This is a genomic window from Herbidospora yilanensis, assembly GCF_001570565.1.
GTDB lineage: Bacteria > Actinomycetota > Actinomycetes > Streptosporangiales > Streptosporangiaceae > Herbidospora > Herbidospora yilanensis.
Genome location: NZ_BBXE01000029.1, coordinates 116,379 through 130,784, shown reverse-complemented (window position 1 = coordinate 130,784; position 14,406 = coordinate 116,379). Strand labels below are relative to the sequence as shown.

Genomic DNA, 14,406 nt, shown 5'->3' with positions numbered 1-14,406 from the left:
CACTTCATAATTGCGCCCGTGATTGGGAGAAGGTGTCGTAGCGGATTGTCGCGAGTGCCGTTTTTCGCCGTCATTCTGGGGGCTGTCGCGATCATCCTGCTGGGCGATCTCGACCTGGCGGACAAAATGGCGAGCGTCATCGCCGCGGCGACCGGTGTCGTCGCGCTGGTCCTGCAGATGAAGGGGGCCGCGCGCGGGCACGAGGAGCCGCCGGTCACCCGGCGCTTCTGGTCACCCGTGCTGGTGTTGTGCGCCGTGGTGGCGCTGGGCGGCCTGGTGACGCGGTCGGCGCCGGAGCCCGGCACGGCGGGGGCGGTCGTCACCCTGCCGGGAACCGCGATCGACCACCCCGCCGAAGGGTCCTTCGTGGCCACGTGTTCGGAATCACGGGGAAATGCGGAAAATGTCGCCGATGAAGCGATCTGGCTCATCAGCCGCAATCCAGATGGAACTCCGTATTTCGCCAGAGAAATCAGCGTTCCGGGTCCGTGGCGTGCCCAGATTCAGCTCGGCGCGGAAACGCCGGTCGACGCGGGCGCGCGTTTCAGGGTCGAGTTGTACGCCGTCCCCGACGGCACCGCCCTCCCGGCCGATCCCAGCCAGCCCGTCACCCTGCCGGCCCGCGCCAGGAAGCTCGACGGCGTCACCGTCCGCAAGGACCCGGACCGGATCAGGTGCGACGAGTCACCCGCCCAGTAGTCGGCGCGCCGAGGTCGTGGTGACGCGGAAGGCCGGCCCGGGTGGATCCCGGGCCGGCCTTCCGCTGGCCGAAGGGGTGTGTGTTACGGCGCGGAGACCCCGTCGAGGATGCCCACCGCGTCGGTGCCCGGCGTGACGACGAGTTTGCGGGTGAGGGTGTGGGAGCCGCCCGCCGGCACCTCGACGTTGAACCGGCTCATCACCCAGTTGCCCGCGGCGAAGACGTCGAAGGCCGCCGCCGGGGTGCCGTAGACGAGGCCGAAGACCTGCGGGTCGGTGCCGGTCATGCCGATGTACGGCTTGGTCGGGGTGTAGACCGTCGCCGTGCCCGGCGGCACGACGCCGGCCCCCGGGATGACGCTGGCCTGGCCGGCCGCGTCGTGGTCCATCGCGTCACCGGTCCACACGTTGAGCGGGGCCGGGCCGGAGTTGCGCAGCTCCGTCGCGACCGTGGCGAAGTCGTCGCCCGGCTTCAACGTGTACGTCGTCGTCGCCGTCAGCCCCGGGAAGCCGGTGACCGGGCCGGACACCCGGACCACGGCCTTGTCGCCGGTCGCCTGGACGATCTCGACGTCGGTGGCCGCCACCGTCCGGATGTCCCACGCGCTGCCGCCGGTCGGCTGGGTCGCCGAGACGTAGGGCAGGTTGATCCAGTCGAACTGGTCGGCCATGCCGCGCACGGCGACGTCCACCGGCTTGCCCCGGGTGCCGCCGGAGAGCTGCGGGTCGTTGTAGGCGTCGGCGATCGCCACCGAGAGCCTGTCGTTCTCGATCACGACGTCGCCGGGGCCCGCCTCGACCAGGCCGGAGCCGATCTGCTTGCCGTAGCCGGCCTCGACCGTGACCGGGCTCAGCTCGACGTCGGCGACGCCGTTGCCCTCCGCCGGGACGGTGACCGTGCTGGTGGCGGTCTGGTAGCCCAGCTTGGAGACGCGGACGTCGTACGGACCGGCCGGGGCGTCCACGAGGTACCTGCCCTGGGCGTCGGTGCCGGTGGTGGCGACCACCGCGCCGGCCTTCTCCAGGGCGACCCGCGCGCCGGGGACGGGCTTGCCGTCCTCGGTGACGGTGCCGGCCGCGCGGGCGGCGTCCGGGACCGTGTCGTCGTGCAGGTCGATCTCGCCGGCCCACTTGGCGATGTTGCGGGCAGGGTCGCCGCCGTTGGTCGCGTAGTCGGTCAGGTGGTAGAAGCTGAACTGCCTCGTCGCGCCGGGGGCGAGCGTGGCGTCGTAGTAGAGGCCCTCGACGTAGCCGTACGCGCCGACGGCGGCCGGGGTGTCGAGCGCCCAGGCCAGGCCGTGCGCCGCCTGGCCGTTCGTGGTGGCGGCGTCGGCGCCGACGTAGACGTACTTCCCGGTCCAGCCGCTGGTCTTCAGGCCGGGGTTGGTGCCGGCGAAGCCGGGGATCCGGCCGTTGTCGACCGAGCTGTCGGGGTCGATCATGTAGTTGAAGTAGCCCTGGTAGCCCGTCGTGCCGGTGTTGGTCAGCTTGACCGTCATCTTCACGATCGGGGCGCCGGGCAGGGTCTCGTACCGGACCCGCGCCTTGATCGCCGGGTTCGCCCTGTACTGGCCGTCGCCGATCACGGCCGCGCCGTCGACCGAGAGGTCGGGCAGGTCGATCAGGTCGTTCGGGCGGTCCCACGAGTCGGGCGGGGTGAGGCTCGGGCGCAGCAGCATCTCGCCCCAGTCGAGGGTCTCGGCGCCGTTGGCGTCGTTGAGCATGAGATCCGACAGGTGCCCCTGGCCCAGGCCGCCGGCGCCGTTGTTGGCGGCGGTGTAGGGCGTGACGGACGCCCGGATCCGGTCGTTGGCCAGGTAGTAGTACTCCTTGCCCGCGACGAAGTCGGTCCGCGTGCTGCCGTTGCCGTAGTCGGGCGGGTACGTCGACCGGCCGGCGACCGGGTGGGTGACCTTGATCAGCTTCAGGTCGGCCTTCTCCTCGCCGGTCGCGCCGACGGTGACGCCGACGGCCGAGCGGTCGTCGGCGATGAGGCCGCGCTTGGCCGCGGTGACGTTCCAGGTCGCCGCCGCCAGGCCCAGCGTGTAGCGGCCCTTGGCGTCGGTGCTGGTCACGGCGGTGTCCTGACCGGCGGCGACGGCGGTGACCTTCGCGCCGGCGATCGGGTCGCCGGTCTCCTCGTCGGTCACCGTGCCGGTCACCGTCGCCCAGCGCGGCGCGGACTCGCCGCCCGGCACGTAGGCGTACAGGTTGCCGTCCCAGGCGCCCGCGACGACGGTGTTGCCGCTGACGGCCGGGCCGGCGCCGACCCAGGTGCCGATCTCGTGGTTCCACAGGATCTGGCCGGTGTCGGTGGCCAGGGCGTAGAACCGGCCGTTGTTGGCGCCGACGAACAGCGTGTCGCCGGCCACGACCGGGCTGGACATGACGCCGCCGTGGTAGATGTCGCCGGGCAGCACCCGCTCCCAGAAGACGTTGCCGGTCTGGGCGTCGAGGGCGACCACGGCGCCGCTCGGGAAGCCCATGTAGACCACGCCGTCCTTGACGGCCGCGGCGCTCGGGGTCGAGCCGCTGGACACGAGCGAGGAGCGCGGGCTCTGGTAGGTCCAGAGCGTCGCGCCGGTCTTGGCGTCCCGCGCGACCATGCCGTTGTTGGCGCCGATGAACACCTTGCCCTCGGCCGCGGTCGGCACGCCGTCCTGCCAGCTCCCGAGCGCCTCGGTGCCGGTCCACTTGCGGGCGCCGGTGGCCAGGTCGTAGGCGAGCACGCGGTCGGCGGTCTCGTTGCCGACGAACACGGTGCCGTCCATGACGGCGGGCGTGCCGTCGCTCATGGTCGCGCCGGACATCGGGGAGGCCCAGATCTGCTTTCCGGTACGGGTGTCGAGCGCCTTCAGCACGCCCTGGCTGCCGATGCCGAACCGGGTCTGGTAGGGCCAGAGCACCGTGTGGCCGGAGACGGCCGGCGAGTAGTAGCCGTAGGTGCGCTGGTTGTTCGGGGCCGGGGCCTGCTCGGGCACGGCCTTCCAGCGCAGCTCGCCGGTCTCGGCGTCGACGGCGTAGAGCTCCGAGCCGAGGGTCGGCGCGAAGATCAGGCCGTCGCCGAAGGCGAGGCTGCCGTGGATCGACTGCGGCACCTCGACGTTCCACAACTCCCGGCCGTTCCTGAGCCGGATGGCGTGGATGCGGCTGTTGCCGTCGCCGTTCTCGTCGCGGGTGCCGGCGTACACGACGCCGTCGTGGATGACCGGGGAGCCGGTCAGGAAGGTGCCCTCGGTGCGGAAGCTCCAGGCCAGGCGGCGGCCCGGCTCCTGCGCCGGGGCGACGCCGGTGTGGCCCTGGTCGCCGTGGTGCTGGGTCCAGTCGTCACCGGCGACGGTCTTGAGCTCCGGCTCGCCGGTGAGGGTGAACTCGGCCGACTTGGTCCAGACCTTGCCGGTGGCGTCGGTCACCTGCACGTCGATGCGGTGCGGGCCGGGCGTCTGCCGGCTGTTGGGCAGGTTGCCGCGCCAGGTGAACTCGCCGCTGCGGTAGAGCGGACGCCAGTTCTTGTCGCCCGCGATCTGGAAGCGCGCCGAGACGACCTCGTCGCCGGTGTCGTAGGCGTTGATCTGCACGTCGGGCATCCCGGCGGCCGGGACCTTCGAGCCGGGGGCGGGGTTGACGATCGTGATGCGCTCGTTCTCCCCGTACATGCGGAAGGGGTTCTCGAAGCCCGGACCCGCCATGTGGATGTAGCGGAAGCCGCGGGGCGCGTTGTCGATCGTGTACGAGCTCGACACCGTCTGGATGTGCTTGGCGGTCGAGGCGAAGGCCGACTTGTTCTCGACGTGGTTGGAGTGCTCGTGGCCGACCAGGATGAGCTGGGCCTTGTACTGCTCCAGCACGTCGCCGAAGGCGTCGTAGGTCGACGGCGAGCCGAACGGGACGTTCATCGGCTGGTGGGTCAGCACGACCACCTCGATGCCGTCGTGCACGTTGGCGGCCAGGTCGTCCTTGAGCCAGTTCAGCTCCTCCTCGAACGGGGCCGAACCGTTGTTCTCCAGCACGACGAAGTGCCGGTTGCCGTAGCTGAACGAGTACCACTCCGGGCCGACGTTCCTGCGGTAGTTGTCGATCCGGTCCGCGTACGCCGAACCGGAGGCGTACTCGTGGTTGCCGACGGCCGGCCACACGCCGACGGCCGACTGCTGGGTGCCGCGACGGTAGGTGTCGAACTGCGCCTGGCTGGCGTCGTTGGTGAGGTCGCCGCTGACCGCGATGAAGCGCAGGTCGGTGCCGGTGGAGTTGATCTCGCGGATCTGGTCGGGGAGCTGCGCGTTGACGTGCGGGTCGGCGATGTTGGCCCAGGAGAAGGTGTCGCCGTCGGAGAGCTCGTCGCGCACGAGCGCGAAGTCCGCGGTCGGCGTGGCGTCGTCGGCGAGCTCGCCGAGGTTCGCCCAGAACCTCGGCTCCTTGTACTGGTCGAGGCCGAACCGGTGGCCGCGGGGCTGGGTGGCCCACACGATGTCGGTCTTGCGGCGGTCGGTGGAGATCGTCAGCGAGTAGGAGCCGTCGGCGGCGGTCGTGGTGGAGACCGTGCCGTCGGAGACCCGCACGCGGGCCAGGCCGGCCTCGCCGGCGTCGCGGTGGCCGTCGCCGTTGGCGTCGACGTACACGACGCCCTTGACGGTGGCCTCGGGCGGGTCGATGGCGTTGGCGGCATATGTGGTGAGCGGGCCCGCCACGACGCTGACGGCGAGCCCCAGCGTGACGGTGTACAGGACGACGCGCATGCGCGCGCGTGCCCCGGTTAACGCGGACAATTCGTGATCCTTCAGGTGAGGAGCGGGGAACGCTCGACGAACCAGACGAGACCGGCACCCGCGACGGCGACAGCCGCCCCGACGGTGCCGAGCATGAGAGCGCGGGCGGCGACCGGCCCCGTCGCGGCCCTGCGCAGGAACGACAACGCCGGGAAGGCGAGCGCGATGATCGCGAGCTGGGCGATCTCGATGCCGACGTTGAAGGAGATGAGGTTGACCAGCATCGGGAGCGACGCCGGCCCGTCGACGCTCAGCGCGCCCGCGAACCCGAGCCCGTGCAGCAAACCGAAGCCGAACACGACGGGCAACCGGTGGCCGGTCCGGGGCGAGAGCAGGTTGTCGAGCGCCACGAACGCGATCGAGAGCGCGATGAGCGGCTCGACGATCCACCCGGGCACGCTGACCCAGCCGATCGCGGCCGCCACCAGCGTCACCGAGTGGGCGACCGTGAACGCCGTGGCGACCTCGGCGACGTCGCGCAGCCGCTTGGCGCCCAGTAGCAGCGCGAGCAGGAACAACACGTGGTCGAGCCCGAAGATCAGGTGTTCCCCGCCGAGCAGGACGAACCGGGGGATCTCGCTGAGAAGATCGGTGTGCCCGACCGTGACGCTGGTACGCGCGGCGTCGAGCAGTGTGGCGCCGCGGAGCCCGTCGACGTCGTAGGCGACCGTCGTGCGGACGTCGTCGACGAGGCCGTCGGCGGCGGCGAAGACGTCGCTGCGTACGGTGAGCGCGCCGGACGCCGCGCACTCGTAGGCGAGCGCCACCCGCACCGCGCCGGAGTCGGTGAGCTCGACCCGGCCGCCGTCGTGCACGGCGCACCCGATCGAGCTGCGGCTCAGCCGCAACGCCGCGCCGACGTAGGCGGCCACCTCGCTCGCGTGCGCGTCGAGGGAACGCCGCCGCACCCCGGCCGGCACCTCTTGGACGCCGCCGTCGGCGTCCGGGCTCACGACCCCGTCGAGACTCAGCAGGCGGCCCAGGACGTCGTACTCGACGTCGACGACGGCCGTGACGCCGTCGCCCTGCCCGCGCAGGTCGACGGCGACCGAGGTGGCGCGGACGTGCGCCTGCGCCGGAGCCGCGGCGAGGAACGTGACGACGAGGGCGGCGAGGAGGGCGAGCAGACGCACGGGGGCACTTCCGTCATGGGGGGATGGCGGTCGTTTCCCAACCTTGGAGCGGTCTCGCCACGCCCGGCAACACGCGCCGCGCCAATTCACCGACCCTTCATCTTCCGGCCGATGGGGAAACGGAATCCGTTTCTCCGGGCCCGGCTACCGGGCGTCGGCCAGGGCGTCCGCCATCCGGTCGAGGACCAGGTCGAGGACCTCGCGGGTGGTGGCGAAGTTCAGCCGGGTGCGCGACGCGGCGACGGAGCCCGCCGTGCCGGAGCCGAACTCGCTGCCTGCGCTGAGCTCGACGCCCGCGTTCCGGCGGAACCAGTCGGCGGCCTCCTCGCCGAGCCCGGCGGCCTGGCAGTCGAGCCAGGCCAGATAGCCGGCCTCGGGGGTGCGCAGGTCCAGGCCCGGCATGGCGGCGATCCGCCCGGCCAGGTGGTCGCGCTGCCGGGTCAGGTGGGCGGTGACGGCGGCCAGCCACTCGTCGCCGTGGGCCCAGGCGGCGCGGGTGGCCTCCACGCCGAGCACGTTGGTGGCGCCGTACAGGTCGGGCGGCTGGGCGTCCCAGGCGGTGCGCAGGACGGCCGGGCCGACGTGGGCGATCGCGGTGCGCAGTCCGGCGATGTTGAACGCCTTGGACGCCGACGTCACGGTGACGGTGCGGGCGGCCGTGCCCGCGTCGAGGGCGGCGAAGGGCTGGTGGCGGTGCGGGGTGTGGACGAGGTCGGCGTGGATCTCGTCGCTGATCACGATCAGGCCGTGGCGTTCGGCCAGGTCGGCGACGCGCCGCAGTTCGTCGGCGGTGAAGACCTTGCCGGTGGGGTTGTGGGGGTTGACCAGCAGCAGGATCCTGGCCTTCTGGGCGCGTACCCGCTGCTCCAGCAGGTCGTGATCCCAGGTCCAGCGGCCGCCGGGACCGGGCTCCAGCGGCGCCGCGACGAGCGGGCGGCCCATCGTCTCCAGGGTGCGCAGGAACGGCGGGTAGTTGGGCGTGAACGCGACCACGCCGTCACCGGGTTCGGTGAGGAGGGTCAGGGTGAGCTGGAGGCCCTGGATGAGATCGGTGATGCCCCTGACGAGACCCGGGTCCGGCTGCCAGCCGTGCCGCCGCCGCATCCGTTCGGCGAACGCCTCGGCCAGCGGGTGGCCGTCCCAGTCGGGGTAGCCGAGGTCGCCCCGGTCGAGCGCGGCCCCGATCGCCTCGGCGATCACCGGCGCGAGGGGGAAGTCCATGTCGGCCACCCAGGCGGGCAGCAGCGACGGGCCGGGGCGGTGCCACTTGACGCCCTGTTTGGCCCGCAACCACTCGATCGGCGCGTCGACCGGGTCGGCCGGGCGCCGCGCCGCGAGCAGGCAGTCGCGCATGATCTCCATCTGGCCGTGGTGCTGGGCCAGTTCCTCATAGAGGTGCTGGAGGGCGGAGTCACGGGTGAGTTCGCGCCGGGGGCCGAGCACGCCGGGATCGGGTTCGGCGTGCAGGGGCGCCCACGGCTTGGATGACCGGACGTCGTCGCGGAGCGTCTCCAGCGCGCGGGCGGCCCTGGCCCGAAGGGGGGCGACCGGGCCGGTCGCGTGGAACTCGGCCTGCCGGTCCCGCCGCACGGCGCGGCCGGCCACGAGGTGGCCGCCCCAGTACTCCATCACGCCGAGGCAGTGCGTGAGCAGCGCGTAGGGGGTGTTGGCTCCGGGGACGGCGGGCCGGGTGTTGGCCAGCTCGTCGCCGAGCTCGCCGAGGATCGTGCTCATGCCGCCGACGGCACGTTCGGCGAAGAAGAGGAAGTCGTCGCTGGTGATCGCCACTTCACCGGCCGAGTCGCGGACCTGCGTGTAACCGTCTTGCATGGTTACACGATTGCATGAAGGCTCCGTAACCTGTCAAGATGGTTACATGGGGTTCGTCTTCGTGAGCGGCCGCCGCTCCCTCGACTTCGCCGGCACGCGGAAGTGGCGGCGCAGCGACGCTCCGGAGGAGCAGTTGCTCTCCCCCGCCGACCTGTCCGCATGGGTGGAGGCCGCCGGGCTGCTCGACACCGCGCCCGCGGTCGGCGAAGCCGACCTCACCGCCGCGATCGGCCTGCGGGAGGCCGTCTACCGCACCACGTCGGCCCGTCTCGACGACCGGCGACCGGAGCAGGGCGACGTGGACCTGCTCAACGACCACGCCCGACGCCCGGCGCTCGTCCCGACCCTGCTGCCCGACGGGACCACCCGGCGGTCGGGCACCGTCGACGAACTGCTGGCCACCCTCGCCGCCGACCTGCTCGACCTGCTCGCCACCCCCGCCCGCGTCAAGCGCTGCGCCAACACCGAGTGCACTCGCCTGTACGTCGACACCTCGCGGGGCGAGAACCGGCAGTGGTGCGGCATGTCCGAATGCGGCAACCGCGCCAAGGTCAGGGCGTACCGCCGGCGACACAGCGAGAGGTGACCCGGCTCCGGCCGGCCTCAGACCGACCGGACGGCGGGGCTCAGTCGTCGTGGCGCGGTATCCCGGAGACCTCGTGGTCCGCGTGGAACAGCGCCTCGCCGATGAGCCTGCGCACGTGGGCGTCGCGGGCGCGGTAGAGCACCCGGCGGCCGTCCCTGCGGGTGGTGACCAGGCCCGCCAGCCGCAGTTTCGCCAGGTGCTGGGAGACCGAGGGGCGGGGGGCGCCGATCGCCTCGGTCAGGGAGCTCACGTCGTATTCGCCGGACGAGAGCAGCCACATCAGCCGGAGGCGGGTGGCGTCGCCGAGCATGCGGAAGGCCTCCACGGCCGTCTCCACCTGCGCGCCCGTAGGTGGCTCCTGCGGCGGTGTCGCACCTGCTTCGTTGTCGCGTGCGTACATGAATACATATCCTGGCAGACATGGGCTCAGACATCGAACACGGGCACGGGCACGGGCACGGGCACGCCCACCGGGGACGGCTCCGGCGGCTCCTGGCCGACGCCCGCCATCTGGTCACTCCCCACAACCACGACTCGGCGGACAAGACCGACGCCGCGTTCGAATCCAGCAGGCTCGGGCTCCGGGTGCTGGGCCTGTCGTTCGCGATCCTCATGTTCACCGCGCTGGCGCAGGCGGTCGTCGTCGCCTTCTCCGGGTCGGTCGCGCTGCTCGGCGACACGCTGCACAACTTCGCCGACGCCCTGACCGCCGTCCCCCTGGCCATCGCGTTCTCGGTCGGCCGCCGGGCCGCCACCCGCCGTTTCACCTACGGCTACGGCCGCGCCGAAGACCTGGCCGGGATCGTCATCGTGCTGCTCATCGCCGCGTCGGCGCTGTTCGCCGGGTACGAGTCCGTGCGGCGGCTGCTCGACCCGCAGGAGGTCGGGGCCCTCGGCTGGGTCGCGGGTGCGGCCCTGATCGGCTTCGTGGGCAACGAGTGGGTGGCGCGTTACCGCATCCGGGTCGGGCGGCGGATCGGCTCGGCCGCGCTGGTGGCCGACGGGCTGCACGCGCGCGCCGACGGGTTCACCTCGCTGGCCGTGCTCTTCGGGGCCGGCGGCGTGGCGCTGGGCTTCCCGATCGCCGACCCGGTCATCGGCCTGCTCATCACGGCGGCCATCCTGTTCGTGCTGCGCGACGCCGGCCGCGAGATCTACCACCGGCTCATGGACGCGGTCGACCCCGCGCTGGTGACCCTGGCCGAGGAGATCATCACCGCGACGCCGGGGGTGGCGCGGGCGGGGTCGATCCGGCTGCGCTGGCTCGGCCACGCGCTACGCGCCGAGGTCGACGTCCTGGTCGACCCGGCGATGTCGGTGGTCGAAGCCCACCAGGTCGCGGTCGACGTCGAGCACCGGCTGATCCACGGGCTTCCCCGGCTGGGCGCGGCGACCGTCCACACCGATCCGGACGGTCCCGAACTCACCCACGCGCACCGGCCGCTGATCGCACACCGGCCCGGTGGCCGCTCGGCGACACGCCCCGGACCCGCTTGAACGCGACGCTCAGCGCGAAGGCGTTGGCGTAGCCGACGTGGCGGGCCACCGAGTCGATCGTCGTGTCGGACGACCGCAGCAGGTCGGCGGCGAGGGCGATGCGCCAGCCGGTCAGATAGGTCAGCGGCGGCTCGCCCACCAGGGCGGCGAACCGGCGGGCGAAGGCGGCCCGCGAGGCGCCCACCTTCTCGGCCATGGACGCCACCGTCCACGGGTGGGCGGGGTCGTCGTGGATCAGCCGCAGCGCCGGGCCGATCAGCGGGTCGCTCTGGGCGGCGTACCAGCCGGGGGCGTGCGCCTCGGGGCGGGCGAACCAGGCGCGCAGCGTCGCGATCAGCGCCAGGTCCAGGAGCCGGTCGAGGACGACGCCCTGGCCCGGCCCCTCGTTGTCGACCTCGTGGGCCAGCAGTTCCATGACCGGTGAGGGCATGCTCGACCTGGGCACCACCACGATGTCCGGCAGCGCGTTCAGCAGCCGGTCGCTGACCTCGCCGCTGACCTGGTAGGTGCCGCTGGCCACGACCGCCGACCCCTCGGCGGAGCGCCCGCTCGTACGCGGCCCCAGGCGGAGCCGGTCGGTGACGTCGGCGCCGTCGAGGGTGGTCAGCCGGTTGCCGGGGTGGACGACGAGGTCGGGCGGGGTGGCCGGGTCGTCGCCGACCGTGTAGTGGTCGGGGCCTTTGACGATGGCCACGTCGCCGGTGCGCAGCAACACCGGTTCCCCGTGGTCGGGCACGATCCAGGCGTGGCCGCGCAACGTGGTGGCCAGGGCGAGCCGGGCCTCGTCGGCGATGCGCAGCGCCCACGGCGGCTGCAGGATCGCCCGGCAGAAGGCCGCGCTGCGGGCGCGTACGCCGTCGAGAAGGTCGGCAAGGGGGTCCACACCCCTCAGCGTAGACGCACAGACATGGAATCGAGTGTGACGAACATGGATCGTCTCACCGTTGCCGGATGTACTTGGTCGTACACGAACCCAAGACGGAGGTAACGGGATGTATGCGATCACCGGGGTGACCGGCCACGTCGGCGGCGCGGCGGCGCGCGAGCTGCTGGGCAGAGGAGAGCAGGTGCGGGCGGTGGTCCGCGACGCGGCCAAGGGCGGCGAATGGTCCGCCGCCGGGGCGCGGGTGGCCGTGGCCGACCTGGGCGACCGGGCGGCGCTGGCGGAGGCGCTGCGCGGCTGCGCGGGCGCGTTCGTCCTGCTGCCGACCGACGTGGCACGGGACGACCCCGACGCCGCCCACCGCACGCTGGCCGACACCATCGCCGCGGCGGTCCGTGACAGCGGGGTCCCGCACGTGGTGCTGCTGTCGTCGATCGGGGCCGAGCTGGCCGAGGGCACCGGCCCGATCCGCTGGCTGCACCACCTGGAGAACGGGCTGCGGGCGACCGGCGCGCGGGTGACTGCCCTCCGCTCGTGGCACTTCCAGGAGAAGGCCGAACTGCTGCTCGGCGCGGTGCTCGGCCAGGGCGTCTACCCCGTGTTCGCCGACTCGGCCGACGTGCCGACGACCATGATCGCGACCCGCGACATCGGCGTGGTGGCCGCCGAGGCCCTGCTCTCCCCCGCCGCGACCAGCGAGGTCGTCGACCTCGACGGCCCCCGCTACACCGAGCGCCAGGTCGCCGGGGAGTTGTCGGCCGCGCTCGGCCGCCCGCTCCAGGTCGTCACCATCCCCCACGCCGGGTGGACCGGCGCGCTGGTGGACGCCGGTCTGCCGCCACGGATCGCGGCCGAGCTCGCCGAGTTGTACGACGCCGAGCGGCTCGGCCTCTACCGGACCCGGGGCGACCGGACCGTCATCTGCCGGACCGAGCTCGGCGAGACCCTGCACCGGCTGGTCGCGTCCCTCGCCTGAGCCAGGCACGGAAGGCCGCCAGGCCCTCTTCGGGGTCGGCGCGGCCGACCCCGACGCGGAACCGGTCGGCGGGGGCAGGGGTGAGCTCCGACCGGTAGATGCTCGCGGGCAGCAGCAGGACGCCGGCCTCGTCCACGAGGCGGGCGCAGAACTCCTCGACCCCGTCGGGGCCGAGATAGCGGGGATAGGCGACGCAGCCGCCGTCGGGCGCGCGCCACTCGAACAGGTCGGGGAACTCGGCGAAGAACGTGTCGAAGACCGGCAGGTTGCGGGCGATCAGGGCGCGGTTGCGGGCCAGGATCCCGGTCCGCGCCTTGAGCGCGATCCGGGCCAGCACCTCGCTCGGGGCGGAGTTGCAGATGGTGGTGTAGTGCTTGGCCCGCTCCAGCCGGTCGAGCAGGGCGCGGTCACGGCAGGCGAGCCAGCCGATCCGCAGGCCCGGCAGGCCCAGCGACTTCGAGGTCACGTTGAGCGACAGGGCCCGCTCGGACAGGTCGGCGGCCTGCGGCAGGGTGCGGGCGGGGTCGCGTTCGAGGCCTCGGTAGACCTCGTCGCTGAACAGGTGGACGTCGTGCTCGTCGCAGATCCGGGCCAGTTCGGCGAAGTCGGCGGCAGCGATGACCTTGCCGGTGGGGTTGTTGGGGAAGTTCACCGACACGACCCGGGTGTTCGGCCTGATCGCCGCCCTGATCCGGCCGAGGTCCAGGGCCCAGTCGTCGTCGGGGTCGAGGGCGACGCCGGTGACCTCGCACAACGCCAGCGGCACGGTCTCGGCCGCCTGGTAGTTCGGCGTCACCACGACCGCGTGGTCACCGGCGTCGAGCAGGACGTTCATCGCCAGGTAGAGGGCCTCCTCGGCGCCCGCGAAGCAGAGGACGCCGGCGGCGTCGACCCGGTCGTAGGTCGCCGCGATCGCCTCGCGCAGCGCCGGGTCGCCGTAGGTGGTGGTGTAGCCGAGGGACAGGTTCTCGAACGCGGCCCGGTCGTCGTCGTCGGCCAGGGACAGCAGTTCGCCGAGCGACATGCTCTGGGCGTCGGAGGCCGTCAGGTGGTGACGGGCGGTGAACTCCCACCGGGAGAAGTACGTTTCGAGGCGGAAGTCGGGCAGCCGGGTCATCGTGCGTGGTCCTTCGTGTTCGGTGCTCTGAGCTCGGCCAGCAGGCCGTAGACGGTGGATCGGGAGACCGCCAGCGCGCGGGCGACGACCGGGGTGGCACGGCGCACGGCGAACACCCCGGCCTCCTCCAGCCGGCCCAGCACGGCGAGGCGGTCGGCGCGGGTCAGCCGCTCCACCGGCCGGCCGCACTCGCGCACGTAGGAGCCGACGACGTGCTGGACACGCTCGTTCCAGTCGTGCTCGAACAGCGGCTCGGGCCGGGAGGCCGTCGGGGCGCCGAAGGCCGACAACACGGCCGCGGCCTGCTCCAGCGGCGTCCGGTCGAGGTTGACGCACAACACGGCCGACGGTCTGCCGTCGGCGTCGCGCAGGATCGCGCTGACCGACGACAGGCGGCGGCCGTCGGCGAGCAGTTTCTCGTAGGGCCCGAACACGTCGGGGGCCGAGGGGTCGAGGGCGTCGAGCTCCCCGAGCAGCGACGGGTCTCCCGGGCCGCGCGTGCTCATCGGGTTCCAGACGGCCATGATCCGGTCGGTGCCGGGATCGTGCAGGACCACCTCGGCGTAGGGGCCGAGCAGCGCCGCCACGGCCCGGCACGCCGGCGCCCATGTTCGCACCCGGGGATCGTCGTCCATGGCCGGACTCTATGTCCAGTTTGGACGGGACGTCCAGTCAATTGTTTATCGGGCGGCTGACAATTGGTGGGACTTTCGAGTAAGTGAACACCTACAGAAACGTTGATATCGAGCTGTGATATTCGACCGGTGAACCGCGCGTGCCGGTGGGCCGTCAACCACAGGGTCCTCTTCAGAAACAGAGGACACGCTGTTTTCATCGGAAGGAAAATCAGTGGCTATCAGGTTGCCGGGCGGCCGCACTGTCGGGATTTTGACCGTCGGCGCGCTCGCGGGTTCGATTT

The 14,406-nt window shown here is 72.3% G+C and carries 11 protein-coding genes; 4 read left to right on the top strand and 7 right to left on the bottom strand.

Annotation, left to right across the window (positions count from 1 at the left end; translation table 11 throughout):
- Positions 1–54 precede the first annotated feature (54 nt).
- Positions 55–699: a hypothetical protein gene (locus AW273_RS23655; RefSeq protein ID WP_062351974.1), complete on the top strand. Its 645-nt coding sequence runs from the start codon at positions 55–57 to the stop codon at positions 697–699.
- Positions 700–782: 83 nt separating this feature from the next.
- On the opposite strand, the gene AW273_RS23650 is transcribed toward AW273_RS23655, so the two are convergent.
- The 3 genes from AW273_RS23650 to AW273_RS23640 form a co-directional block, all read right to left on the bottom strand.
- Complete coding sequence (locus AW273_RS23650; RefSeq protein ID WP_157556080.1) at positions 783–5,465, bottom strand: outer membrane protein assembly factor BamB family protein; 4,683 nt, start codon at positions 5,463–5,465, stop codon at positions 783–785.
- A gap of 11 nt (positions 5,466–5,476) precedes the next feature.
- Positions 5,477–6,598 carry a HupE/UreJ family protein gene (locus tag AW273_RS23645; protein ID WP_062351968.1) on the bottom strand — a complete coding sequence of 374 codons (1,122 nt, stop codon included), beginning with the start codon at positions 6,596–6,598 and terminating at the stop codon, positions 5,477–5,479.
- 144 nt (positions 6,599–6,742) lie between these two features.
- Positions 6,743–8,428: an aminotransferase class I/II-fold pyridoxal phosphate-dependent enzyme gene (locus tag AW273_RS23640; protein ID WP_083949981.1), complete on the bottom strand. Its 1,686-nt coding sequence runs from the start codon at positions 8,426–8,428 to the stop codon at positions 6,743–6,745.
- 46 nt (positions 8,429–8,474) lie between these two features.
- Between AW273_RS23640 and AW273_RS23635 the strand changes: the two genes are divergently transcribed.
- Positions 8,475–9,014, top strand: a complete 540-nt coding sequence (locus tag AW273_RS23635; RefSeq protein WP_062351965.1) for a CGNR zinc finger domain-containing protein — start codon at positions 8,475–8,477, stop codon at positions 9,012–9,014.
- Between the two features lie 40 nt (positions 9,015–9,054).
- On the opposite strand, the gene AW273_RS23630 is transcribed toward AW273_RS23635, so the two are convergent.
- A complete protein-coding gene (locus tag AW273_RS23630) occupies positions 9,055–9,414 on the bottom strand; it encodes an ArsR/SmtB family transcription factor (protein ID WP_062351962.1) in 360 nt (119 codons plus the stop codon).
- Between the two features lie 20 nt (positions 9,415–9,434).
- On the opposite strand from AW273_RS23630, the gene AW273_RS23625 reads away from it, so the two are divergent.
- Complete coding sequence (locus AW273_RS23625) at positions 9,435–10,511, top strand: cation diffusion facilitator family transporter (protein WP_062351959.1); 1,077 nt, start codon at positions 9,435–9,437, stop codon at positions 10,509–10,511.
- Here the strand turns inward: AW273_RS23625 and AW273_RS23620 are convergent.
- The gene (locus tag AW273_RS23620) at positions 10,438–11,394 is read right to left on the bottom strand and encodes an AraC family transcriptional regulator (protein WP_062351956.1); all 957 of its coding nucleotides are present in this window, start codon (positions 11,392–11,394) and stop codon (positions 10,438–10,440) included. The two genes, AW273_RS23625 and AW273_RS23620, sit on opposite strands and share 74 nt — an antisense overlap.
- A 109-nt stretch (positions 11,395–11,503) precedes the next feature.
- Between AW273_RS23620 and AW273_RS23615 the strand changes: the two genes are divergently transcribed.
- Complete coding sequence (locus AW273_RS23615; protein ID WP_062351952.1) at positions 11,504–12,370, top strand: NAD(P)H-binding protein; 867 nt, start codon at positions 11,504–11,506, stop codon at positions 12,368–12,370.
- Here the strand turns inward: AW273_RS23615 and AW273_RS23610 are convergent.
- Both AW273_RS23610 and AW273_RS23605 read right to left on the bottom strand, forming a co-directional pair.
- Positions 12,312–13,487, bottom strand: a complete 1,176-nt coding sequence (locus AW273_RS23610; RefSeq protein WP_062351949.1) for an aminotransferase class I/II-fold pyridoxal phosphate-dependent enzyme — start codon at positions 13,485–13,487, stop codon at positions 12,312–12,314. The genes AW273_RS23615 and AW273_RS23610 overlap by 59 nt on opposite strands.
- A complete protein-coding gene (locus AW273_RS23605) occupies positions 13,484–14,122 on the bottom strand; it encodes a helix-turn-helix transcriptional regulator (protein ID WP_062351945.1) in 639 nt (212 codons plus the stop codon). Before AW273_RS23605 ends, AW273_RS23610 begins: the two co-directional genes overlap by 4 nt.
- Positions 14,123–14,406: the final 284 nt, after the last annotated feature.